Consider the following 24,554-nt stretch of genomic DNA (forward strand, 5'->3'; position numbering starts at 1 on the left):
CGCTAGCCGCAAACATTAGACACACAGTATAGTTTCTACTTAGCGAAGATCCGACTCAGTTCCCGCCCATTTTCTTGATCCAATAGCAGGTTAAATCCACTCCATGTCCTGGCAAGAACGCCCTCTCGTGTCAATTGGAAGTCTAAAAAAACATCTGGACTGGACGGCAATTGTGCTTTCCAGATAACTGAGCGATTTTGGTCTATACATATGAGATTTCGAAAAATTGAATCACGATTCGAGTCTGGATCAAGAAGAATGATGCAACGTTCTCCATTTTCTAGTGGAGACGCGTGTTTTATCCGTGAGCCATCAAAGTCTCTGGCAGAAACGCGCAAATGTTCTGGGTCTATCGCCACAGTTATTCCTTTCTTCAGCGACAAGGCATAATTCCAAAGCGAACCATCCCTAATAGGGAAGGCCTGGACCAAAGTTCGACATTGGAATTCGGTCCAAGAGTAGGATTTGGATCCCACCACCAGTTTGCCCAAAAGCGCTCGCCGCTACACCATACTGGATTTGAGTTCCTGCGGGAATGAAGACCTTAGAGACAAACTGTGCTGAATTAGCTGGTGGCAATGCTAATAAGCTTCTGGCCGCTGCCGACGATTCCGGCAAAATCGGCGAAAGCCATCCACCCAGCTGGCTACTTCCCCCACCCCATATACGGTAAGCCACCATTCCGCCTTCGGGAACCGTGCCGGCCGTGATTGCGCCACTCCAGGCGGCTTGGGTCCCTGCAGCTGGTCCTTCCAGCGCAGTTGCTGCTTCGCCAGCTTCCGCCAAATACTCCAAATCCTGGGCAACAACTCCCTCCGGCACTCCGAGCGCTCCAAGAGCAGGGAGCCAGCCCAATCCGCCTCCGGGCCCCATCCCAAGAGGACCACTGGTGGGGTTAATTGCCCACGCAACGTTACCCGCCGTCTCCTTGAGACCAGCCTTAACGCTGTTTACGAATCCATCGACGAATGTTTGGGCGCCATCAGCTGTCATCGTGGCGGTTTCCACGCTGCCCGTTACGGTCGTATAGTTAACTGAACAACTGCTTCCCGAACGTTGCTTCGCGCACTCGCCGATAGCCTTCAAGTTCTCCCTACTTGGATTTTGGGCAATCGCATGAATAGTTTGATTGTCTTGAGGCGACAGTTTCCCGTCGGCCGACATCTTATCGAGTGCGTCACCTAGCGCCTGCATGATCGTCTTGCCCGCATCGATCGCCGCGGTAACACTCTGCACCGAGACATACGGCTCCAGATCGATATGCTTGTCCTTGGTGACGACATTCTGCTGGGTAGGATCGGTATTGATCTGGTCGACCGCTCCCGTCTGCCCACTCTGTTCCAGCGCGGCCTGCTGATCGGGATTGCGGATGGTGATGTTACCTGCACCACCGCTACCGCTGATCGTTGCCTTGACCGACTGCTCGACATCATCGAGCTGGTACTTGCCCTCGGCGCTACTGTTGTTTTGCGTCTTGCCGTTTGCATCGGCGCCGCCATACAGGTCGATATTGGCGTCGACCTGATAGCCCTGGTATTTTTGCGAACCGACGAAGTCGGACCAGGTCAACGTGCCAGTATCGAGATTCACCTGGCCATCGGTGGAGATCAGGCCGGCGGCCGCCAGGTTGGTATTTTTGCCGACGGTGATGTTCTGGTCGCCGGTGGAATAGAGCCCGGCCGGCGTGTCGATCCAGTTGGTGGAGCCCTTGCCGGAGCCGAAGCCCGGTTGCACGCCGCCGAGGGTGAGACCGCCAAGCGCCGTGCCGACATTGCTTGCCGTCAGCAGGTCCTGCCCATCCGTCTTGCCGATTGTGCCTCCGGTGAAGGAAAAGCCGAGAGAAGTCGAGCTGTTCGACTGGGTGCCGGTATTCGGCATCGAGACGATCGAAAGATTGCCGCCGACCTCGCCGTCGATCGCGTCGGCGGAGAAGACGGTGTTGTTAAGCGTCGTGTCGCCCTTCGAGACGAATTTGATGTTGTTCGAGGCACTGACGGTGGAGATCACCTGCGTCGTCGACGAGCTGGACGATTTCGATTGGCCGGCCGAGACACTGGCCGTCGGCGTGATGCCGGTCGCGCCGCCGATGCCGACGCCGACGGAGACGCCGATGCTGGCGCCGGCGGACTCGCTGCGTGAGGAGGCGTCGGTCGTCGCCTGCGCACCGGCCATGTCGATATTGTTGGCCGAGATCAGCAAGCTGCCGTTCATGTCGTCGGATCGATCGGGGTTTGCTTGCGCCGAGATTTGCAGGCCGCGGCTCACAAAATCGCCGTTGGTCGAAATGTCGACCGAGCTGCCCGAGATCGTCGGCAGCACCGGCGTCGAGCTCGAGACCGATGTCTCGTTCTTCGAATAGGTAAAGCCGGCCGTCAATGAGACGGAGGCGAGATTACCGGCCGCGACGCTGTCCTGGAGATTGGAGAGCGCCTCATAGGCCTTCATGCCGGCAAAAGCGACGTTGGCCGCCGAATAGCCGTCGGTGACGTTGCCGAGCTTGGAGGCAAGGTTCTCTATGCTCTGGCCGGCGCCGACGAAGCTCGAGGAGACACCGACGCTGACGCCGGCAAAGAAGCTGGTGGCCACTTCGTCGAAATTGGTGACGTCGTTGCCCGAGAGGATGTTGACGCCATTCGCGCCGGTGATGTTGACGCCGCCGCCGGCGGTAATCTGGCCGGCCTGGTCGTTGAAGGTATCGCCCGCCTTAAGCGTGATGTCGCCACCCGCGTTGATCGTCGACACCGCATTGGTGTCGGCGCTTTGGTTGACCTGGTCGGTGAAGCGGCCGACGCCGATGCCGATCGAGGCGCCGCCACCGCTGGTCGAGACCTGGATGCCGAAGCCAGAGCGCTTGTCGCTCTTCGACGTGTCGTCGCTTTCATGCCCGGGCAGGATGTTGATGTCGCCGGCCGCAGTGCCCGTGACATCACCGTTGGTTGCCGCGATCGAGGAGCCGATAATGTTCAAATCACCCTTGGTGGCATTGAGGGTGATGTTGCCATTGGCGGCAGTCAGCGTCGACCCGACGTTATCCGTCGAGCTTTCGCTGATCGTCTTATCGTGGCTGCCATAGATCGAGATAAATCCGCCACCGGAACCGACGCCGATGCCGGACTTCTTCGTCTGCTTGTCGCTCTCGTGCTCTTCCTCTGCCGCCATGACGGTGACGGTCGAGCCGGAGAGGCTGAGATCATTGCCGGCGGTGACGCTCGATCCGGAGATGACGGCCTCGCCGCCAGCGGCGACGTTGACGTTGCCGGATGCCGAGATCGACGAGCCGACAGTGTCCTCGTCATAGGTGTGGGTGTGGGTCTTCGACGACGACAAGAAACCGCTGGACTTGCTGTCGGAGGTGGTCTCGTCGGTATCCTTGCCGGAGGCGATGACGATGTTGCCGGCGGCCTTGATATCGGCATTCGCCGTATGGGTGGCATCGCCTGCGGTGACGTCGGAGGCCGAGATGGTGACGTTGCCGCCGGTGGAAGCGATGGTGACGCCGGTCTGACCGGAGATCGACGAGCCCTCAGCCGTGGTCGTCGTCTCGCTGCTCTTGGTGTTTCCGGACTTGCTGGAGGAAGAAGCACTATCGGTTGCTTCGCCAATGGTGATGTCACCCTTGGCGGTGAGATTGGCCGTACCGCCCTTGGCGGCGATATCGGAGCCGATGACGCTGATCGCCCCGTTGTCGGCTTGAACCGTCGCACTGCCGTTGCCTGAAGTGATCGAGGAGCCATTGCTGGTGACCGAAGTCGAGGACGCGCTGCCGCCCTTGTAGCCGGTGGCTACACCGGCGATCGTCTTCGACTGGCTTGTGGTCTGATCTTGCGTGGCCGTGATCGCGATATTGCCGTTCGTCGAGACGATGCCGAGATTGCCCTTGGCATCGAGCGTCGAGCCGGCGATCAAGACGCCCTGATTGCCGGACACGGTCATGGCGCCGCCGGCGATTAGCGACGAGCCCTGCTGGATCTGGCTGGTGGTCGTGGTGATGGTGCCGCCTTGGGCAAGGCTTAGGCGGTCCTTGGTGAGGACGGTGTTCTCCACACCGGCGGAGATGACGTTGACCGAACCGTTCGAGGAGAGAACGGAGAGGTCGCCGCCGACCTTGGCGGAACTTGCGATGATGTTGACGCTGTTCGTGCCGGCGATGGAAAGGTTGCCGCCGGTCGTCACGGTGGTGCCGATGAGCGCCTGCGTGCCGCCATTGTCCTGCTTGACGGCGCCAAGCGTCACGGTCTTGCCGGAAAGCTCGGCCGAGCCGCCGGCGGCGACTTTGGTGCCGGTGAGCGTCAGGCTGCCGGAGCCGGCATCCATCTTCAGATTGCCACCGGCGGTCACCCCGCCATTGGATGCGACGACGGTCTGGCCGCCAATGTTCATCGTCTGGGCGGCGAGCGTAATGCCGTTGCTGGCATTGAGGTTCATGTTGCCGCCGGCGAGGAAGACGCCGCCATTGGCCTTGATGTCGGTGGCATTGATGGTCATGCCGTCGGCGGCAGCAATGGCGCCGGAATTGTCGACGGAGCCGGCATCGATGCTGACCGTGTTGCCGGCGATGACGGCGGCGCTGTTGTTGACCTTGGCGCGGTCGGCGGCCGAGAGGTAGACGACCGGCACCAGCACCTGTGCCCCGTCGACGATCTCGGCCTGGTAGATCACGATCGACTGGCTGAGCGAGGCCGCCTGCTCGGGCGTCAGCTCCTGGCCGAGGGCAAGGCCGTTGGCCTCGGCATAGGCGACACCATTGTCGAGCAGCGTCTTCATCTGGTCGGTGGCATTGTTGCCGGGGATGAAGGAGCCGGCGCCGAGGCCATCGCCGACCAGTTGCCGCATCTGCTCGTCGACGAGCTGGTTGTCGAAATAGGCGTCGCCGAGGAAGGGAACCTGCGTCTCCGGCGTATAGCCGATCCGGTCGATAAAATAGGCCGAACCGTAGAACTTCGATACATCGAGGAAGGCTGCCCGCGTTTCGAACAGGAAGACCTGGCCCGGCACCGTGCCGCCGACGCCGCCGGACTGCGGCTTGGCAAGCGAAGCGAGCTGAGCGCCATTCACCTGCAGCATCTGGGCAAGATTGCCGCTGTTGCCGATGGCGGCGGTGAGCTTGCCCATCAAGCTGTTGGGATTGACCGAGGCGCCACCGGTGGTCAAGGCAGTCGAATTGATCGAAGGTCCGCCGGCGGCGGTCACGCCGTTGCCGCTCAGCGAGGCGCTACCATTCGCTGTCAGGCTGCCGCCGCTAATCGAAACGCCGTTAGCGACAGCCACGCTGTTCCCGTCCACTGAGGCGCTGCCATTCGCCGTCAGGCTACCGCTACTGATCGAGGTACTGCCTGCAGTCAGGCTGCTGCCATTGACCGTCGGACCGCTGGCAATCGTTGTGCTAGTGCTTGCAAGCGACGGGCCGCTACTGAGGCTGGCACCCCCATTGGCGGCGACGCTGGCGAGCGAAGCGTTGACGTTGAACAGGGCGCCGCCGGCCGTCATGCTGTTCAAGGCGCCGAGCGGATTGCTCGCCGTCGCCGCAGCATCGATAGCCACCCCGCCGTTGATCGAGCCATTGGCGGCGACGTTGTTGACCGTGCCGCCGCCATTGATGACGAGCGCGCCCCGCGCCTCGATGACGCCCGAGATCGCGCCGATCGCCTGTAGGCTCACCGTGGAGCCGGCGGCAAGGTCCTTGGAAGCGTCACGATGACCGTTGGGATTATTTGAATAGGTGAGCGACGGATCGTTGCTGCCGATGCAGGGATTGTTGGGGCCGCTGCAATCCGGACCGCCCTGCGTCGTGTCGGATTTGATGACATCGGGATAATATTGGCAGGGGGTGGAGCTGTCGCAGGTGGTCGTGGTGGTGCGGTTCAGCGTCGTGCCGTCGTTGGTCAGCGTGCCGGCGACGGTCAGCAGCATGTTGCTGTCGGACTCGATCGAGCTATAGGCGTTGGTCAGATTGATCGCATTGATGGTCAGGGGACCACCGGCACGGATCTTGGCCGAAGCGCCGGCGCCGGAGATCAGTTGATCCTGCGAGACGATCTGGCTCACCAGATGGTCGACGGTCTCCGTCCAGGCATAGGTCGGCTCATGCTGTCCCGAGCCGGTGCCGCACCGCGTCTCGCACTTGTAGGTCTCGGTGATCAGATCATAAGCGCTGAGGATGGTGTTGGAGATCTGGACATTGCGCTGGATCACCGGTCCGGAGGTCGTGGTGTTGGTCAGACCGTTGGTCAGGATCGACATGCTGCCGCCGGACTGAATGAGGCCGGCGGAGTTGACGACGGCGCCATTGCGACCACCGCCTGGCCCTGCAATGGCAAGACCATTACCGGACAGCAGAGCCCCCTGGTCGTTGGTCAGCACACCGCCGACAAAGAAGTTGGCGTTGTTGCCAGCAAAGACGAGGCCGGAGGGGCTGTTGTAGAAATCCCCTGATATGTTGAAGGTGAGATCGTTGGCGGCGGCGAGCTGACCGGCATTACCGAGCGACGGCAGATTGAGCGTCAGGTCGTGCGCGGCAAGCAGCGAGGTGCCGGCCGTCGTGGTAAGGCCTGCGGCGGAAACGGTGATGTCGCCTGAGCCTCCACCGTTGGTGACGGCGCTGACGTCGGCGTTGGAGAGGTCGGCATTGCCGGAAAGATTGAGTGTCAGGCCGCCGAAGACGAGATTGCTGCCGGAGAGGTTGGCGGAAGAGGCGTTGACGATCAGCGTGCCGGCGCCGGCAATGGCGCTGCCGCGGCTGCCGGAGAGATCGAGGGCGCCGGTGTTGAGCGTGAGATTGCCGCCGACGCGGGTGGTGCTGGTATAGCTGATCGAACCGGGTGCGGTAAGCGTGGCATTGCCGAGGCTCTGCAGGCTGGCATAGCCGATGTTCTGCGTTGCGGTTGCGGCAAGACTGCCGCCGGAGAGCAGTACGTTGGCGTTGATGCTACCGCTGGAGGCGGCAAGTGTCATCGCGCCGGTGTGCTGCAGCATCAGGCTGCCGCCTGAGGCCGCACTGGTGGCGGCAAAGTCGACGCCGGACACCAGGCTGTTGATCGTCATCGAGCGGGCAGCAAGATTGGCGTTGCGCGCGGCCAGCGACTGGCCGCTAAGCGTGATGGCGTTGCCGGCATTTACCGTCAGGTCGCCATGGGCAACGGCATTGGTGCTGACATTGCCCGCCGCATTGGTGGTGATGCTGCCAGCGGCCATCAGGCTGTTGACGGCAATGTCGCCGGACGTCGCCTTGAGCGTCAGATCACCCGCATTGCCGAGAACAATATTGCCGCTGGCCGATTGGCTGGTGGCGGTAAAATCGACGCCGGCGACGATGACATTGCCGCTGATAGCAGATCCGGTGATCGACACGTCGCTGGCGCCGAGAAGCTGGCCGTTGATGGCAACCGCGCCGGGACTGGTGGACGCACCGATCGCCACCGTGCCGTGGCTGGTAATGTTGCCGCCGGTAAAGGCGCTGGCCGCCACATCGAGACTGCCGGCAACGATCAACGTGCCGGCCGTGACGCTTGTCGCAACGATATCGAGAGCACCGCCCGATCCGAGAGCGATGGCGCCGTTTGACGATTGCGCGGTCGCGGCAAAATCGACGCCGGTGACGGCCTGACTGACCTGGACGGTCTGGCCGGAGAGCGAGATATCATCAGCGCTCAGAAGCTGGCCGGTGACAATGACACTGCTGCTGCCGGCAAGGGTGACATCGCCATGGGCGGTGACAGCGCCGGCGGTGATGGTGGCGGCACTGGCGTCGATATCGCCGGCCGACAGCATGGTCGAGGTTGCGATACCGGCGGAGGCGTCAAGATCCATGGCGCCGGACGATGCCAGCACGATACTTCCGCCGGCGGCATTGGTCGCGGCAAAATCGATGCCGGAGATCAGGGTGGGGGCGCTGATGCTGCCGCCATTGATGGTGAGGTTGCCGGCGGCAAGCACCTGGTTGCCGACATCGACATTGCCGAGAATACCGACCTTACCGTGGCTGGTAATGCTGTCGGCCTGAAGATTGGCCGCCTGTGCCGTAAAGTCGCCGGCCGACAACATGGTTTGCGAGACGATATCGCCTGTCGCGGTGAGGTTCATGGCACCCGATGATCCGAGCACGATATTCCCGCCGGCCGCGGTGGTGGCGGCAAAGTCGATGCCGGAGATCAGCACCGGCGCGCTGATGCTGCCGCCGTTGATGGTGAGATCACCGGCTGCCAGGATCTGGCTGGTGACATCGACATCGCCGTTGATCCCGACCTTACCATGGCTGGTAACACTGCCGGCCTGAAGATCGGCAGCCGTCGCCGTGAAGTCGCCGGCGGAGAGGATGGTGCCGGCCGTGGCATTGCCGGAGGCTGTGAGGTTCATAGCGCCCGATGATCCGAGCACGATATTGCCGCCGGCCGCATCGGTCGCGGCAAAATCGACGCCGGACACCAGAAGACCGACACTGAGGCTGCTGCCGTCGATGGTGAGATTGCCGGCCGACAGCACTTGGCCGCTGACATCGACGCGACCGGTTCCGGTCGTCGTGCCGCTGGCCTTCAGATCGACGGCACCATGACCGGTGATGCTCCCCGCCGTCAGGTCGAGCGCTTGTGCTGTGAGATCACCGGCCGACAACAGCGTGCCGATGGCAAGATCGCCCGTCGAGGTTAGTGAGACGTCACCGACGGATGTCTGAACGATATTGCCGCTGGCAGCCGCGGTGCTTGCGAAATCGGCACCGGAGACAACGGCGCCGGCGGTGATGCTGGAACCGGAGATGGTGATATCGCCGCCGCCGAGGACCTGACCATTAATATTGGTCGCGCCGGAAAGTGTAATGTCCTTATGGGCGGTGATTGCGTCGGCGGTGACAGTGGCCGCGCTGACATCGGTCGTGCCGGCGGCCTCCATGGTCGAGGCCGCGGCACTGCCACTGACCGCAACCGTCAGATCGCCGGTCTGGCCAAGCACGATATCACCGCCGACAGCATTGGTGGCATCAAAGTCGATACCGGCGACAAGGGTCTGCGCCGACAGGCTCGGGCCGGTGATCAGCACATTGCCGGCGCCCAAGATCTGGCCGTTGACGACGATGGCACCGCCAAGCGTCATGTCGCCATGGGCCGTGACGGAATCCGCGGTGACGGTGGTGCCGGCCGCGCTGAGATCACCGGCCGACAGCAAGGTGCCGGCATCGATATTGCCGGTCGAGGCCAGCGTCAGATCACCGCTGCTGGCGAGCACGATGTTGCCGCCGGCGGCCGCCGTTGCGGCGAAATCGACGCCGGAGACGAGCGCGCTGGCCGTGATACTGGAACCGGAGATGTCGATGTTGCCGCCACCGAGGACTTGGCCGCTGATGTCTACGCGACCACTTGCGGTCGTGCCGGTCGCGCCCGCAAGCGTGACGTCTTTGCGGCCAGTGACAGCATCCGCGACAAAGGACGTTGCAGTGATGTCGATGGCCCCGGCGGCCTGAATGGTCGACGCCGCGGCGTCGCCGCTGACCGAAATGGTCAGGTCGCCGGTTTGGCCAAGCACGATATTGCCACTAGCGGCATTGGTAGCGTCGAAATCGATACCAGCGATGAGGGTCTGGGCCGACAGGCTCTGGCCGGTGATCGACACGTTGCCGGCACCAAGGATCTGGCCGCTAACGCTGATCGCGCCCCCGAGTATCACATCACCATGCGAGGTGACAGCATCGGCGGTGACGGTCGACCCGGCCGCACTGAGATCCCCCGCCGACAGCAGTGTGCCCGCGGTTAGTGCGCCGGAGGCCGTAAGCGTCAGATCGCCGTTGTTGGCAAGTACGATGTTACCGCTGCCGGCGGACGTCGCGGCGAAGTCGACACCGGAGACGATGGTGCCGGCCTTGATACTGGAGCCGGAGATACTGACGTCGCCTCCGCCAAGAACCTGGCCATTCACTGTGGTCGCGCCAGCAAGCGTGATGTCCTGGTGACCAGTGATCGTGTCGGCGGTGACGGTGGCTGCATTAACGTCGATAGCACCCGCCGCCTGGATCGTCGACGCTGCAGCCGCGCCGCTAACGGAGACCATCAAGTCGCCGGCTTGGCCGAGGACGATGTTGCCGCCGGACGTATTGGTAGCGTCGAAGTCGATGCCGGCGACAAGGGTTTGAGCGGAAAGGCTCTGGCCGGAGATCGATAGATTGCCGGAGCCCAAGATCTGGCCGCTGACGTCGATCGCGCCGCCGAGCATGATATCGCCATGGGCTGTGACGGAATCCGCGCTGACACTGGTGCCCGTCACGTTGAGATCGCCGGCCGACAGCAGCGTGCCGGCATCAACGATCCCCGTCGAAGCAAGGGTCAGATCGCCGCCGTTGGCAAGGACGATATTGCCGCCGCCAGCAGACGTGGCGGCGAAGTCAACGCCGGAGACGACGGCACCAGCCTTGATGCTCGAACCGGAGATGCTCATGTCGTTGCCGCCGAGAACTTGACCACTAATGTCCACGCGACCGCTTGCGGTCGTCGTGCTGGTCGCGCCGGAAAGGGTGATGGCCCCGTGGCCGGTGATGGCATCGGCGGTGACCGACGCTGCAGTGACGTCGATTGTGCCGGCGGCCTCAATGGTCGAAGCCGCGGCGGCGCCGCTGACGGCGACCGTCAAATCGCCGGTTTGGCCGAGGACGATATTACCGCCAGCCGCATCAGTCGCGTCGAAGTCAATGCCGGCGACAAGGGTCTGAGCCGCCAGGCTCTGGCCGGTGATCAGCACATTGCCGGAACCGAGGATTTGGTCGGTAACACTGATCGCGCCGCCGAGCGTCACGTCGCCATGGGCGGTAATGCCGTCCGCCGTGATCGTCGAACCGGTGGCGCCGAGATCACCGGCAGAGAGCAGCGTGCTGGCATTGATGATCCCGGTCGCGGTGAGGCTCAGATCGCCGCTGCTGGCAAGCACGATGCCGCTACCAGACGCAGCCGTCGCGGCAAAGTCGACACCGGAGACGATGGTGCCGGCCTTGATGCTGGAGCCGGAGATACTGATGTCCCCGCCACCGAGGACCTGGCCATTGACAGTCGTTGCGCCGGCAAGCGTGATGTCTTTGTGACCGGTAATCGCGTCGGCGGTGACAGTGGCTGCACTGACGTCGATAGCACCCGCAGCCTGGATCGTCGACGCTGCCGCGGCGCCGCTGACCGCCACCGTCAGATCGCCGGTCTGGCCAAGGACGATAGTGCCGCCGGACGTATTGGTAGCGTCGAAGTCGATACCGGCGACCAGGGTCTGCGCTGACAGGCTCTGGCCGGAGATCGATACATTGCCGGAGCCCAAGATCTGGCCGCTGACGTCGATCGCACCGCCGAGCATCATGTCACCACGGGCAGTGACGACATCCGCGGTGATGGTGGTGCCCGTCGCATCGAGATCGCCGGCCGACAGCAGTGTTCCGATATCGATATTGCCGGTCGAGGCCAGCGTCAGATCACCGCTTGTCGTTTGGACGATGGCGCCGTTGGCGGCAGCCGTTGCCGCGAAATCAACGGCGGAGACGATGACGCCAGCCTTGATGCTGGAACCGGAGATATCGATGTCGCTGCCGCCAAGGACTTGGCCGCTTACGTTAGTCGCACCGGCAAGGGTAATGTCCTTGTGGGCGGTGATCGCATCCGCAGTGATGGTCGCGCCGCTGGCATTGAGATTGCCGGCGGCCTGTGTGGTCGGGGCTGTAATGGCGCCGCTGACCGCAACCGTCAGATCGCCGCTGGATGTGAGCACGATCGTGCCGCCGGCGGCATTGGTAGCGTCGAAGTCGATGCCGGCGACGAGGGTCTGGGCCGCCAGGCTTTGGCCGGTGATCGCGACGTTGCCGGCGCCAAGGATCTGATCGCTCACGCTGATGGCGCCGCCAAGCGTCATGTCGCCATGGGCCGAGATATTGTCGGCGGTGATACTCGCGGCGCTCGCATTAAGATCGCCTGAAGACAGCAGCGTCCCGGCAGTGAGCGCACCAGAGGCGGTCAATGTCAGATTGCCGGTTCCGGCGGCCGTTGTGCCAAGGACAATCGTGCCGCCGGCGGTGTCGGTGGCGGCGATATCGACGCCGGAGACAATGGCGTCGGCCGCAATGCTGGACCCGGAGACGCTAACATTGCCGCCACCAAGGACCTGGCCGCTGACATCGACGCGACCGCTGCCTGTCGCCGTGCTCGTGGCGCCGGCAAGGGTGATATCCTTGTGGCCGGTAACGGTGTCGGCGGTGATCGTCTGGCCGACCGCATCGATCGTGCCGGCTGCAAGGATCGTCCCGATCTGGACGGCGCCGGCGCTGTCGTCGATCGTCAGATCGCCGCTACTCGCCAGCACGATATTGCCGCCGGCCGCCTTGGTCGCGGCAAAGTCGACGCCGGAGGCTAGAAGATCGGCGCTGACGCCATTGGTATTGCCGTTGATGGTGATGGCGCCGGCACCGAGCAGCTGGCTGGCGACATCGACGCCGGCATCGATGTGGACATTACCGTGGCTGGTGAGATTGTCGGCCTGCAGCAGCGCGGCTTGAGCGGTAAGATCGCCGGCCGATAACAAGGTGCCGACATCGACCGTGCCGGCGGCGGCGGTCAGATCGAGCGCGCCGACGTTCCCAAGGGCGATATGGCCGCCGGCCGCATCGGTGGCGGTAAAGTCGACGCCGGAGGCGATCGTCGTTGCCTGAATGCCGGCCCCGGAGATGGCGATGTCACTGCCGCCAAGGATCTGGCCGCTGACATTCACGAGACCGTTTGCCGCCGTCGCGCGGGTGGCGTTGATTGTGATGGCGCCGTGACCCGTGATGGTCTGGGCCGTCAGCGACGTCGCGTCGACCGTGATGTTGCCGGATGACAGCAGGCTTGCGGCATTGACCGCGCCGCCTGTCGCCGTCAGTTGCAGGTCAGCGGCGCTCGCCAGCACGGTTTTGCCGGCCGCATCCGCCTGCGTTGCGGCGATGTCGAGGCCGGAGACGGTGGCACCGGTCGAGATCGAGCGGCCGGTGGCGGCAATCTTGCCCTGGGCGAACACCGTGCCGACAACGGAAATATCGAGGCCGGCATCAAGACCGATATTGTTGTAGCTCAACAGCGATGCGGCCGAGATTGATCCGGAGGTGGCGGTAATCGACAGCGCGCCCTTGCTGCTGGCAACCCCCGTGAGGCTGATATTGCCGGCCGAGGCCGACAACGTCGCGGTTCCACCGGCCGTGACATTCGCACCAGAGATGCCCCCCGCCGATGTCATCGCCACATTCGTGGCGCTGTTGACGTCGCCGGTCACACTCAACAGGCCGGCACCGCTCGACAAGGCGATATCGTCGTTGGCAGCGACCGACTGCAGCGTGATGCCGGAATCAGCCTGAATGGCGAGTTTTGCCTTCGAGGTCACCTTGGCCGCCGTCACCTTGGACTTCGAGGTGATGGAAACGCCCTGGCTGCCCGACACATTGCCGATCGAGATCTTGCCGTCCGCCGACAGCGTCAGGTCTCCAGCATTGGCGGCCATGTCGCCGCTCATGTTGACGCCGGCGCCCTTCTCGGTGACGACGATCTTGATGCGGTCGGCCTGCATGGCGCCGAGCGCCGTGCCGTCGATGGCATATTCCGGCGTGCCGGAGACGGAGGTCAGTGCCGTCGCCTCGCCCGTCGCATAGTCATATTTGTTCGCTCCGGCCGTCAGGCGCAGCGTCTTGCCATAAACCGGGCCGTTGACGTGAATGCTGCGGGAGACGACGTCGAAGAGATCGACAGAACCGGGGCTGGCCGCAAAGTTGCCGCCGGCGCCCTCGAAGGTCACATCGCCGCCATTGACGGTAAACCCTGTCAGGCTGCCGTCGGCGCCGATGGTGGGAACGCCGGTGGTCAGGGTGGCATGCGGCGTGTTGATGAAGCCGCAGCCGTTGCAGGTGATTCCGTTAGGATTCGCTACTATGACGTCCGCTTTGGTCCCGAACACTTCCGTCGGGCCATTCAGGGCCGAGCGGTTGCCGCTGGTGACTTCGTTGAGGATCACCGAGGCCGGGTTCGAGGCATTGAGGTTCGGATTGCCCGGCGTGACCCCGCCGAGGTTCGATGTTCCTTGCTCGCCCTTGAAATTGTTGAGAATCGCGCCCTGGGTCCCGACGTTGAAATTGTCGTATTTGTTGTGCGACAGTCCAGCCGCGTTTGGGGTGACGATGTCGACCAGCGGCACGCCGTTCGGAGCCGCTCCGACACTCGGCTGGTTGGCGACAGGGGCCGTCGTGCTTGCCGAGATCGATTGGGCGTTGGCGATCATCGGCTGGAATATCAGCAGGCCGCTCAGCAGCAGCGCCAAAGACTGGTGGGCAAAACGCATGAGGCGGCGGCCAAGGACCTCGCCTGCTTCGATGCCGCATTTTGCTGTCGCAGGCTTACGCCGCACGATCATCCTGCTCATGGCACGCCTTCCGGTGCTTGATTTTTGCGACAGCTCAATACCGTCGTGGTTGTAGTGGCATGCAGAGCGAGACCATGGCTTCGGGATGGGAGTCAACGTCGGCATGGGTTTGAGGTAAACGGATTTAAAACAAAAAATCTGTTATTTGGTGCGATCGCGGCAGGCCCCGATTGTGCCGCGATCGCACAGTTCGCTTTAGTCTCTCTTGGCCGGTGACGTCTTCACACCACCGTCAAGCCTCTTATAGACTTCGCCCAATTGCGACTTGGGCGCCGGGCACTTTCGCGAACGGGCAAGGTCGGTCAGCACCTGGTTGCGATTGCGCAAGGCGTCGATCTCGACCTTCTCCGGTGATTTGGGATCCATGAAGAATAGCGCCGGCCAGAAGAGAAGAACGCCGGTGGCGCCTAGAATGACGTTTTTGCCTTGAGCTTGCGAGCGCTCCTTGACCGTTGCAAGAATCTGGCGTTCGTTGGCTGCGAATTCGCGCGAAACCCCGCCGCAATCAAGCCCACCGTCGCCAACATTGGTCGAGGCGATCGGGTGCGCCTCGCGGCCACCGCAGCTCGAGAGCGCGATTGCACAGCAAAGAAGTGCAGCCGCAGAACGTAACGCCAGAGGCGCTATCTTGTTGTCTTTTCGAATAACTAAGTTCATGATTTCCCTCTTAATATTGGTTACCACCGTACGGAGGAGCTGACGAAAAGCAGTCCCGTATTCTTTTTATCGACAGTGCCGGCCAGCACGTCGGAATAGCCGATGTCGAGATTGAGATTGCCGCCTGCGAGCTTGGCCCCAACGGTCCAGCCGAGCATGTCGCCGCCCTCGATCTGATAGCGCGTCTGAGAGGCGATCCGGCCGTAGTCGAGCCCGGCATAGGGGCGGAATTCGCCGAACATTTTTGCCAGGGCGGCATAGTCGGCGAAGGGCCGCGTCCGCCAGACGAGATCATTGCGAATGAAAAAGCCGTCATTGCCGTAAAGCGTGCTCTCGCGCGTACCGCGGACAGTGGAATTGCTGCCAAGCGAGATCTGCTCGGCTCCAAACAGATTGTCCGGCGAATATTGTCCGGTCAGGATCGAATTGACCTCGAAGCGCTGTTCGCCGAGCTGGAGCGGCCGGGTCATGGTGATGGTGCCGGTGAACTTTGAGAACCGCGGATCGGCATTGCCTGCCCCGGTATCGCCCGGGTCGACGGCATCGAAGAGGTTGAGACCCTGGTTGTAGGAAAGATCGAAGACCCAGAGGCCGCCCAGCATGCGCCGCGAGTGCGAGATGCCGAGGTCCCCGACGGTATATTTGCGGCTGCCGACCTCGATCTTGCTGCCGAGCAGGAAATTGTTGGTTTCCTTGTAGGTCAAGCCGCTGTTGAAGGTGGTGATCGAATCCTTGTCGCGGAGGATGACGCGGTCGGCACCGACACCGAGCTGCTTGGAATTGCCCGACGTCTGCAAGGTCCCGAAATTGCCGGGAACCGAACTGTCATAGCCGTACCAAGCGCCGTTTGCCGAGAGCGTCCAATAGCCGTAGGGGACGCTGACATTGCCGGTCAAGCTATCGCTCCGGCCTTGGCCGTCATCCCGCCAGGGATAGTTCGGCCCCGTATGCTCGTAGCCAAAGCTCCACTGATCATTGACGCCGAAGAGGTTGTCGTAACCGAGGGAGGTCGATGTCTTTGAGTATCCCGTCTGCTCTTGGCCGAGGTTGCTGTTGCCGAAGGAGACGTGCCAGGGATGGCTGGGCTTGTTCTCGATATTGAGGATGGACGTGCCGCTGCTCTTACCTGGCAGCATCGCCGTCTTGGCGTTGTTGGAACTCAGCCGATTGATCTGGTCGAGGCCCTGCTCGATGTCGCGCAGGTTGACGATATGGTCCTTCATGCCGGGAAAGGCGGTGGCAAGCATGCCGGAGCCCATCACACCGGAAACAGGCGCCGGCTTGCCGTTGATATAGATGTCGGAGAGATCGCCCTCGACAGCAACCAGACGCAATGTCTTCGTCTTGGCAATGTCTTGCGCCGGCACGTAGACACGCGAGGTGACGAAACCCCTGTTGAGATAGAGATAGGTCAAATCGCGGAGCAACGTGTTGATATCGCCGACACCGATGCAACGATTGCGATAGGGTGCCGTCACCTTGTCGATATCAGCGGCCGGGAATTGCTTGACCCCCTCCACCTCAACATCCGTGACCGCGAAACAGGGGCCGCCTTTTTGCGCGCCGGCGGCCTGCCGTTCACCGGTCGGCACCTCCGAGGGCTTCGGCGTGCTCTTGCGCAGCGCATCGAGGCGCTGCTCTTCATTCTGCTGCGCGTGGCGGCGGGCGAAATCGTCATTTGGCGATTGCTGCGCAACCGCCATCGACGCCGTCAGAGCCGTGGCAAGCAACACAAGGGTACGCATGATGAGGGAGGACGCCGTGAAGGCAAGACTGCGTGGAGCAGCCGTCGGTTGCCGGGCCGAGGTCATGAATCGTTCAGTCGCGCCGTCAGTTGGAAGCCGGTTTCCGCAACGCGTCCAAAGCCGCGTCCAAACCCTTCAGTGAGAATTTGATATTGACCCTCTGGCCATTCATCATCTGCACGTGACCGATCCCATCCGATGCCTTTGCAAGTGCGGCGACCATCTTCGCATCCAGCTTCTGCTGCGCCCAGCAACCGGCCTGGTTGCAATTGCGATAGGCAAGCTGAACGACGGGCTTATCGCTCGCATCGATGCTGAGCCCCGCCGGCAGGTACATGTTGAGTGGCACAAGCGTCGTCAGCACGAGATCACTCACCGCCTGCTTCCCGCCTTTCTGCGTAGGCGCAGGCGTTGCAGGCGCTTTCGCAATCGCCAAGGTCAGAATGTTGACGTCCTGCTCGCCCTGCTTCACCGTCGCGATCTGCGCCGCTTCGCAATTCGTTGTCGCCGAACCGTCCGCTGCCTTGCCATCGACGCAGCGATAGTACCAGTCGTCAAACTTCTGCACACGGGCTTGCGGCGCCGGCTGGCCCGCCGCAGGGGTACCAGCGGAATTCTGCTGAGCGCCAGCATTGGTCGACCCTGCCGCGCCTGCCGCCGGCTGCTCTTGAGCCATGCCCGAAGACGCACACAGGACGGAGGACACGAGAATTATGGATGCAAGGCTCTTGGTAGAAAACATGTCATTCAAGACGGCAAACGTCATGCAAACCTTCCTCAGGTCAAAACTACTCGATTGAGCAAGACAGCGCCTTGCCCACCGACAAATTATCGAATTCATGAAACAGCACTTGAGACAGTGCAGCCGCTCATCGGCCTGAGCTGCTCCATAGCAGACTTCATTCGGCACACGGATAGTTAGAACTGAGATAGGCGCATATTCGCGCTCGTTTTTGATGAGCAGCGTGCATTTTTGCAACATTTACGTTTGTATTCGTCGAATGCAATTTAATCGCTTAATAAAAGTTAATTCCGCTTTGAAAGCAGGCGACCGGATGAAACTGACAATGGGCATAGCCACCCAGATTGTTCCCGCAGACAGACCCGATGATCTCTGACCAAGGAGGACCCATCCGCCTGGTCCTGACGACGGAGCGAATAGCCTCGTGGAACGTTCTTCTGTCAGAGAGGTTTGAACGGCAGATCAAGAAGCTCATGCCGTTCTCCCGCCTAAAAAGGAGAACGAATATGCCGACAGATGCACCGAAATCCGACGAGACGCCTCGTGATCCCAATCCATCGCCTGGAGTGTCTGATCGCACCCAGGAGAAGCCGCCAGTGACGCCAGCAAAGGATGCGGAAGACAGTAAGAATCCGAACGATCCGCCGCTTGATCCAGCACTGTTGCCAACGGGCGATCCATCTGGAGCGGCGTGAACAGCGGTGGCCACTTCGCAAAGTCCTTGGGTTGCTCTCTGGAGAAATTCAGTCCCTAAGTTCGATCCAGACCGGGGCGTGATCGCTCGCATGAGGTAGAGCGCGGATCGACTTATCGACACCGGCCCGTATCAGGTCATCTGCCAATACGGGGCTGAGCAGGACATGGTCTATGCGCAAGCCCGCATCTCGTGCAAAGGCGTTGCGGAAATATTTCCAGAAAGTGTAGATGCGCTGATCCGGATAAAGATGGCGCAATGCATCAGTCCATCCTTGAGCAACAAGATTCCGGTAAGCTGCCCTCACTTCCGGTCGAAACAACGCATCATCGCGCCAGCGCTCAGGCGCATAGACATCGAGATCGGTTGGCATGACGTTGAAGTCGCCGACAAGCGCGACAGGAATGTCCAGCGCGAGCAGTTCTTCAGCATGAGCAGTCAGGCGCCGGAACCAGCGCAGCTTGTAATCGAACTTGGGCCCGGGCGCCGGATTGCCGTTCGGAAGATAAAGGCATCCGATGAGCATCCCGTTGACCGCCGCCTCGATATAGCGGCTGTGCGTATCGTCCAAATTGTCTGGAAGCTCACGGCGCGTCTCGATCGGCTCGTGTCCCTTCGCCAAAATGGCAACGCCGTTCCAGCTTTTCTGGCCATTCCAGATCGCCCCATATCCGGCTCTTTCAAGCGCGCGCTGAGGAAACTTTTCATCCGGCGCCTTCAGTTCCTGCAGGCAGACCACATCCGGAGAGGCCTCCGCCAGCCAATGCAGGAGAATGTCGAGGCGGCCGTTGATGCCGTTGACATTGAAACTTGCGAGCTTCACCGACGTCAGCGCTTCGACTTGCGGTCGCCGCGATCGCCTTCACCGGGCTTGGCTTCCTGCTTGGCCTGATGACGGCGATCTGCCGACAGCGATCGACCAACGTCGGCACTCTCCTTGAATTGACCCTTTTCGTTTCGGCGGACGTAACGCTTGTCGGTGCCGGTGTCGATGAGTTCACGCTTGCTCATGAGATGGGTCCTTTTCAGATCGCTGCATCAGCAGAACGCATGCGCTGGGAAAAAGATGCAGGCGCCAGCGTGATCCGTCTCCGACCGGAACAAGACATAGGTCAAAACATGCCCTTGCTCGATGGTCTATAGCTCGAGTGGCAAAGTGATGGGCCTATTCTCGGTCTGGCCTTCTCATTCTTGCCTGTAAGAAATGCTCCGCTATGTGGGTTAGGATGGATGTTGAGGAGAACAAAGTCTCGGTGAGTTCTGACGCGCCCACACAGATGCCACTCCAGGCGCAAAACCCTAATATCATGGATGAGGTGGAACGCCTTCTGAAGGGGCGTACCCGTGATATTCGCCTAAGGGGCGAGCTTTATCGCCTCTATCAAGAACGCTCCTGGCTTCGAACGGCCAAGATCATTCGCTCCTGGATGATTTGGGTCGCTTTGATCGACGTGCTGACATGGGGCCTCAACGCAATCCTGCTTCCAAAGGCGATAGCGATGTCAATGCTTCCGCCGGCCTGCATTCTTCCTCCCGCCGCTCTGGCCACCGCCTTTATCTGGAAAATACCACGCGCTTTCCAGCTCCAAAGGATTGTCCTGATCGCAGGCATGTTCCTTATCCTCCTGTCAGTAGCGCTGGTGGGCGTGAATGCGGGAGGCGAGTTTTACGAACGACATTTGAACATCATGCTGTTCGTGGCCATTACCGCGATCATCATCTTTGGCATACCGCTGGCGTGGACGACGATGATCGCAGTCATGGCGCTTGGTCTCTATTTGTTTTTCCAAATGCGAAACCCAGGTGTCGAATTGGGAAGCTTGGAGGCGGCCACGCTGTTCTTCGCCAGCGGCATCGTCGCAACGGTCGTAGCCCGGCGCACCATGACGATTTTGGCGCAGAAGACGTTCCTTCTTGAGTTGCGAGACAAGAGCCGGGTGGCGGAATTGGCCGATGCGAATGCTCGGCTCGAACTTCTTGCGAGAACAGATCCCCTCACCGGCATCGCCAACCGACGATGGATGATGGAAATGCTCAATCGTCTCTGGAGTGGGGACAGCCCGCGCGCAGAGGGGATTGCCATGCTGATGTGCGACATCGATCATTTCAAGCTGCTGAACGATAGTCTCGGCCATGGCGAGGGGGACCGCTGCCTAGTAAAGGTTGCCGGCATCATTCAAAGCAGCATGAGAAAAAATCGCGACCGTGTTTCACGTTACGGCGGCGAAGAGTTTCTCATTGTGCTTCCGGGCGTAAATGAGGAAGAGGCAATTGCAGTTGCCGAACGAATTCGGGAAGGGGTCGAAACTGCCTCCCTCCCGAACCCTGCATCCGGAATGTCGCCATGCGTCACCGTCAGCATTGGGGTAGTCCACGTACCGGACGTTGGCATTGTCTCACCGGAGCAGCTTCAGAACCAGGCTGATGAGGCTCTTTACCTCGCCAAGCAATCCGGTCGAAACCGAGTGGTGCTTTACAAGCCAAGCTCGCCGAACGCATGAGCTGCAGTTACTTGTGGCAACGCGTCCGGCGTGCGGACGATCACCGCTGCTGCGACACTGATGATGCTGCTGTCGATTGTCCTGCTCGTGGTCGCAAACCTGCTGGCAAGACGAGGAGGCAAGGCAAGCAAGCCTCAGAGCTGACAAACCTACCGAATGCGGTACACAAACCTCGCGTCAGTGCAAAGGTTTGACGGGTGTCGCAGCGAAGGACTCGATGCCTTCGAGTTCGACCGTCTGGAGGAATTGTTCAAACGCCTCCGCGTCGGTGTCGAACACGTCCATCCAAACCGTGATATCGAGCCCTTCATCGACGACCTGAAGGTTCCATCCGCAGTCCTCACCAAACGGTCGAAAAATTTCGACGATCACGCTTGTCCCGTCGACAATAAACGGCCGGGACAGGGGAGAATATTCAAAGTGCGGATTACAATCATTATCCGCACCGGCCAAACTATCCGTCATACCGTCTCTCCCGGCTAGCTCCATGCCCGCGAATACAGCAGCTCACGGAGCTGGCTTTGCTTTGTCACACCGATCTGAAACCAATAGACCAGCTCTCGCGCCGCCTCCTGAGCTTCCGCGCTTGCGTTTTCGCAACACCGGTCCTCGCAATAATCTCTTAGGAGCGTTTGCATCATCATAACGTCTTCCGGATAAAGCGGCGGCGTCCGGCGGCCAAATGCCTGAACCATCTCATCCTCCTACAAAGGTCACACCGCCTTCAGACAGTAGGCATAAAATCCGGTTCGCCAATTAACTTTGACATAGGGGGCATCATTCCTCGACAAAGGAACGCTCACCCGAGCAGAGCCGCCCGACGCTCACCTCGAGTGAATGCACTCTTTGTTGGAGGCACGTTCTATCAATAGAAAACGTAGGCGAATGCTTACATGAGAGAAATTCCGCACACTGGGGATGTCATGGAGGATGGCGATCGCCTCTTGTTGCCCTTTCAGCGGCCACCTTTTGAAAACCCGAAGGCTTCGAACACGCAGACAAAGCTGAGCATGGCGCTGGTGCACTGAGCCGGCAACGAAGGCAGGCTCAGTGCCGATGCGACACTAGCTGCGTGGCGAAGACGTATAGGGACGAGTGTCAACGTCCGCGTCGACATAAGGATCGAGCGTATCGTCAAAACGCTGCCATCCCTGCCCTGCATAAAGTGCCCGACGCTCGCTGAGACTAACGCGCGGCAGACGTTCAAGGATCCGGTTTGCGATGGCGATCTCCTCGCCGTCAACACGCGCTACGACGAGCGAAGCGCCGCGTCGAATACTCTCCGCATAGACATTCGCATCCTCCTCCGGCACTCCGGACTTTATCAAAGCACCGACAATGCCACCGGCAGCGCCACCGACGACGGCACCGCCTGCTGCGCCGGCCAAAGCGGCGACAAGCCAACCTGCGGCCACGACGGGGCCGACACCAGGGATGGCGAGCATTCCAAGCCCAGCCAGCAGGCCGCCCGCTCCACCGGCCACCGCGCCAATACCTGCTCCGGTGCCCGCGCCTTCGGCGGCTCTGTTGCCTTGCTCCTCGACCTTGCGGCCCTCGACGGTCCTGCTGACAATGCTGATATTGTCCGACGAGATGCCGGCGTCTTCCAACTGCTCAACGGCACGTTTGGCATCGTCATGGTGATCAAAAAGTCCAGCTACAGTTGCCATGAGATATTCCTTCCTTCGTGTTCTTGATTGCGACGGCCATTCACTTCGTGACGATGTTGCCCTGGTAATCCAGCGCAACCTGGACTGTCTTCGAGCCCTTCATCGCCGATGCTCGCCACACACCTTGATCATCGAGCTGCAGGTTGGTGATGTTGGTATAGCCGGCTTCTTCCATTCGCGATTTAGCCTGGCCTTCGGTGAAGCTGTTCTTGCCTTGTACCGGCGCCCCGGGGTTCTTTGTGTCTGGTGTCGCGACCGCAGGCGTCTCCTGCGTGGTCGTCGGCTTCTGGCTTTGTGCAAAGCCTGCCGAAGCGGCCATGAGAAGAGCGGTCGACATTAGTAAAATTTTCCTCATTGGATTCCTCGCTGTCGTTCCTCTGAATTGGGAGCGCAGACCTAATCGGTTGAGAGAATGTATGTTCCCGGGGGCGACCGAAGAATCTGCCTGAGGCTCAATCCCTCCCAAAAAGGAAAGGACCTTAGGAATGATGTCTTTTTGCCCTGGTGGATTCAGCGCGTGGTCGGAATTTCATTTCCCGGAACTCGCGTTTCAGCGGTGCGGCATCATGGACCGCCGCTGCCCCCATGATCTCCCCGATCATCTCCAAAAAGGCCAGGGAACTGCGAGCCGTCAGCCGAGTTGTGTTCTCATGGCAAGGAGCACAAAAATGCATCTCACGGACACCAAGGTCATCCGCGAAGGAAACATGCTGAAGGTCCAGTTCTCCGGAGAGGGAGGCGAAGTCGTTTCCGTTCAGATCAACAGCGGCGGCGTGCAGATGGATGATATTGCAGCGATCGATCAAGCCAAGGTGATGATGGTTCAGCTCACTGCATTCGGCACGCGGGACGGCGGCGGAAGCCTCAACGCCTATGATGCGCTGAGCAATGGCAATTTCGATCCGGGTCAACCGTATCCACCGGTCGATGGGTCGGAGACGAAACACTGACCGCCCACGGCGAGGAGATGATGAATGCAATGTCGTTTGCCCGGCGGGTGCGGGGTCTCTCGGCGGCGTCGTGCTGCTGGCCTCGGCCGTTCTTGAAGGAGAGCAAGTCATGCCAGACAACTCGAAAACATCCCCTGCAGTGGAATCCATGAAGCGGGAACAGGCCGCGCAGCGGCGAAGGGCCAGCAAGGGTCAGCTCCAACAAGGTCTCGAGGATACCTTTCCGGCTTCGGACCCGGTGTCTGTTACCCACAGCGACATTCCATCAGGCCGCGCTGATGCGGAGGAGGCCCAGCGGGTGAAACGTCAAGCCGATTTCTCGGCCAATCCCGACGGTCGGCTGACTGACGACCAAGTTCGCTTCGGCCAGAGGCGAAGTGGCGACGGGCGGCAGGGACTTTTCTCTCACGAGAGGTCCTGGCGCGACCCCGAGGCGGACACCCCGTCAACGGCGGGAAGCATGCTCGACAATTTTCGAGAACGCGTAAGGGAACGACCTCTTCTAGCCATCGGCGCCGCCGCGGTGGTGGCATATATTTATGCGCTCAGCTCTCATCGGGAGTGAAAGCGGCAAAAGCGGATAGGATAGCCGGTGGCGGTGGTTTCCGGCTGGGGGCTGAGTTTCTGAAGCCTACAGTTGCGACAAAACTCCGCATATCGAAAGCGCGAGCGGTGGCAGTTGCTTATGTTCGCGCACAATATTGCAGAACCGCGCGACGCTCCAATCGAGCGCTGTTACGACTTTTCGTCAGGCCAACTCATGATCAGCGGGATCGCAACACCTGCGATCCTTCCGAGCGGCAATCGTTTCAACAAGCGAACGGAGACAAAGGTCATTGCCATCGCACCTGCAAGTTTTGCCCATGGATAGGCGCCGAGCTGGGCGTGGGCGCTCGCATCTGCCCAATCGAGGTTCGTTCTGACAACGGTTGTCGCCTGCTGGGCAACGGCGGCCAAGCGCTCACGCAGATTTTTGATCTCGTCTCTGACATCGGCGATATCGCTTTTGAGGGCATCAAGGCGCTGGCGTTCGGCACCCATATCGTCGATGGAGTCTTGAAACCCCTCTTCCGCCGGCGCATCAGCTTCGAGCGCGGCGAGATGCGCCTGCAACTCGGCATCCGTGCTAAAGCCTTCCGGCTGCCTAGAAGCGTTCATCTCGGGCTCCTTCATAGAAAAGGTATCACAATGGTCGCAAGCATCG

The 24,554-nt window shown here is 60.8% G+C and carries 15 protein-coding genes; 4 read left to right on the forward strand and 11 right to left on the reverse strand.

The window, feature by feature from the left end:
• Nucleotides 1-35 precede the first annotated feature (35 nt).
• The 5 genes from PH547_RS33965 to PH547_RS21155 all read right to left on the reverse strand — a co-directional run bounded on the left by PH547_RS33965 (nt 36) and on the right by PH547_RS21155 (nt 17,559).
• Entirely contained in the window at nt 36-479 is a 444-nt protein-coding gene (locus tag PH547_RS33965) for a DUF7957 family protein (protein WP_483315570.1), read from the reverse strand.
• Complete coding sequence (locus PH547_RS21140; RefSeq protein ID WP_483315571.1) at nt 409-14,382, reverse strand: two-partner secretion domain-containing protein; 13,974 nt, start codon at nt 14,380-14,382, stop codon at nt 409-411. Before PH547_RS21140 ends, PH547_RS33965 begins: the two co-directional genes overlap by 71 nt.
• 204 nt (nt 14,383-14,586) lie before the next feature.
• Nucleotides 14,587-15,048: a hypothetical protein gene (locus PH547_RS21145; protein ID WP_285169369.1), complete on the reverse strand. Its 462-nt coding sequence runs from the start codon at nt 15,046-15,048 to the stop codon at nt 14,587-14,589.
• A gap of 20 nt (nt 15,049-15,068) precedes the next feature.
• Nucleotides 15,069-16,859: a ShlB/FhaC/HecB family hemolysin secretion/activation protein gene (locus PH547_RS21150; protein WP_285169370.1), complete on the reverse strand. Its 1,791-nt coding sequence runs from the start codon at nt 16,857-16,859 to the stop codon at nt 15,069-15,071.
• A 19-nt stretch (nt 16,860-16,878) separates the two neighbouring features.
• Nucleotides 16,879-17,559 (reverse strand): invasion associated locus B family protein, encoded by a 681-nt coding sequence (locus PH547_RS21155; protein WP_285169371.1) that lies wholly within the window; start codon nt 17,557-17,559, stop codon nt 16,879-16,881.
• Nucleotides 17,560-18,041: 482 nt separating this feature from the next.
• Between PH547_RS21155 and PH547_RS21160 the strand changes: the two genes are divergently transcribed.
• The gene (locus PH547_RS21160; protein ID WP_285169372.1) at nt 18,042-18,230 is read left to right on the forward strand and encodes a hypothetical protein; all 189 of its coding nucleotides are present in this window, start codon (nt 18,042-18,044) and stop codon (nt 18,228-18,230) included.
• Between the two features lie 48 nt (nt 18,231-18,278).
• On the opposite strand, the gene xth is transcribed toward PH547_RS21160, so the two are convergent.
• Nucleotides 18,279-19,052, reverse strand: coding sequence for an exodeoxyribonuclease III (gene xth / locus PH547_RS21165; RefSeq protein WP_285169373.1), 774 nt, complete (start codon nt 19,050-19,052; stop codon nt 18,279-18,281).
• A gap of 5 nt (nt 19,053-19,057) precedes the next feature.
• On the reverse strand, nt 19,058-19,240 hold the full coding sequence (locus tag PH547_RS21170) for a hypothetical protein (protein ID WP_260304867.1): 183 nt from the start codon (nt 19,238-19,240) through the stop codon (nt 19,058-19,060).
• Between the two features lie 266 nt (nt 19,241-19,506).
• Between PH547_RS21170 and PH547_RS21175 the strand changes: the two genes are divergently transcribed.
• Nucleotides 19,507-20,730: a GGDEF domain-containing protein gene (locus tag PH547_RS21175; protein ID WP_483315572.1), complete on the forward strand. Its 1,224-nt coding sequence runs from the start codon at nt 19,507-19,509 to the stop codon at nt 20,728-20,730.
• A gap of 177 nt (nt 20,731-20,907) precedes the next feature.
• On the opposite strand, the gene PH547_RS21180 is transcribed toward PH547_RS21175, so the two are convergent.
• From PH547_RS21180 to PH547_RS21190, 3 genes are all read right to left on the reverse strand, one after another.
• Nucleotides 20,908-21,195 carry a hypothetical protein gene (locus tag PH547_RS21180; protein WP_285169375.1) on the reverse strand — a complete coding sequence of 96 codons (288 nt, stop codon included), beginning with the start codon at nt 21,193-21,195 and terminating at the stop codon, nt 20,908-20,910.
• Between the two features lie 599 nt (nt 21,196-21,794).
• Entirely contained in the window at nt 21,795-22,400 is a 606-nt protein-coding gene (locus PH547_RS21185; RefSeq protein WP_285169376.1) for a general stress protein, read from the reverse strand.
• Nucleotides 22,401-22,440: 40 nt separating this feature from the next.
• Nucleotides 22,441-22,755: a PepSY domain-containing protein gene (locus PH547_RS21190; protein WP_260304862.1), complete on the reverse strand. Its 315-nt coding sequence runs from the start codon at nt 22,753-22,755 to the stop codon at nt 22,441-22,443.
• A 313-nt stretch (nt 22,756-23,068) separates the two neighbouring features.
• Between PH547_RS21190 and PH547_RS21195 the strand changes: the two genes are divergently transcribed.
• Both PH547_RS21195 and PH547_RS21200 read left to right on the forward strand, forming a co-directional pair.
• Nucleotides 23,069-23,350: a hypothetical protein gene (locus PH547_RS21195; protein WP_285169377.1), complete on the forward strand. Its 282-nt coding sequence runs from the start codon at nt 23,069-23,071 to the stop codon at nt 23,348-23,350.
• Between the two features lie 109 nt (nt 23,351-23,459).
• A complete protein-coding gene (locus PH547_RS21200) occupies nt 23,460-23,915 on the forward strand; it encodes a hypothetical protein (RefSeq protein WP_260305292.1) in 456 nt (151 codons plus the stop codon).
• Nucleotides 23,916-24,085: 170 nt separating this feature from the next.
• On the opposite strand, the gene PH547_RS21205 is transcribed toward PH547_RS21200, so the two are convergent.
• Nucleotides 24,086-24,508 (reverse strand): hypothetical protein, encoded by a 423-nt coding sequence (locus PH547_RS21205; protein ID WP_260304861.1) that lies wholly within the window; start codon nt 24,506-24,508, stop codon nt 24,086-24,088.
• Nucleotides 24,509-24,554: the final 46 nt, after the last annotated feature.

The organism is Rhizobium cerradonense (genome assembly GCF_030182455.1).
Classification (GTDB): Bacteria; Pseudomonadota; Alphaproteobacteria; order Rhizobiales; family Rhizobiaceae; genus Rhizobium.

Excerpts from the sequence above, each read along its gene's own strand:
- PH547_RS21140 (WP_483315571.1), bottom strand. The coding sequence starts at position 14,382 with ATGATCGTGCGGCGTAAGCCTGCGACAGCAAAATGCGGCATCGAAGCA.
- PH547_RS21145 (WP_285169369.1), bottom strand. The coding sequence starts at position 15,048 with ATGAACTTAGTTATTCGAAAAGACAACAAGATAGCGCCTCTGGCGTTA.
- PH547_RS21150 (WP_285169370.1), bottom strand. The coding sequence starts at position 16,859 with ATGACCTCGGCCCGGCAACCGACGGCTGCTCCACGCAGTCTTGCCTTC.
- PH547_RS21155 (WP_285169371.1), bottom strand. The coding sequence starts at position 17,559 with ATGACGTTTGCCGTCTTGAATGACATGTTTTCTACCAAGAGCCTTGCA.
- PH547_RS21160 (WP_285169372.1), top strand. The coding sequence starts at position 18,042 with ATGCCGACAGATGCACCGAAATCCGACGAGACGCCTCGTGATCCCAAT.
- PH547_RS21170 (WP_260304867.1), bottom strand. The coding sequence starts at position 19,240 with ATGAGCAAGCGTGAACTCATCGACACCGGCACCGACAAGCGTTACGTC.
- PH547_RS21175 (WP_483315572.1), top strand. The coding sequence starts at position 19,507 with ATGCCACTCCAGGCGCAAAACCCTAATATCATGGATGAGGTGGAACGC.
- PH547_RS21180 (WP_285169375.1), bottom strand. The coding sequence starts at position 21,195 with ATGACGGATAGTTTGGCCGGTGCGGATAATGATTGTAATCCGCACTTT.
- PH547_RS21185 (WP_285169376.1), bottom strand. The coding sequence starts at position 22,400 with ATGGCAACTGTAGCTGGACTTTTTGATCACCATGACGATGCCAAACGT.
- PH547_RS21190 (WP_260304862.1), bottom strand. The coding sequence starts at position 22,755 with ATGAGGAAAATTTTACTAATGTCGACCGCTCTTCTCATGGCCGCTTCG.
- PH547_RS21195 (WP_285169377.1), top strand. The coding sequence starts at position 23,069 with ATGCATCTCACGGACACCAAGGTCATCCGCGAAGGAAACATGCTGAAG.
- PH547_RS21200 (WP_260305292.1), top strand. The coding sequence starts at position 23,460 with ATGCCAGACAACTCGAAAACATCCCCTGCAGTGGAATCCATGAAGCGG.
- PH547_RS21205 (WP_260304861.1), bottom strand. The coding sequence starts at position 24,508 with ATGAACGCTTCTAGGCAGCCGGAAGGCTTTAGCACGGATGCCGAGTTG.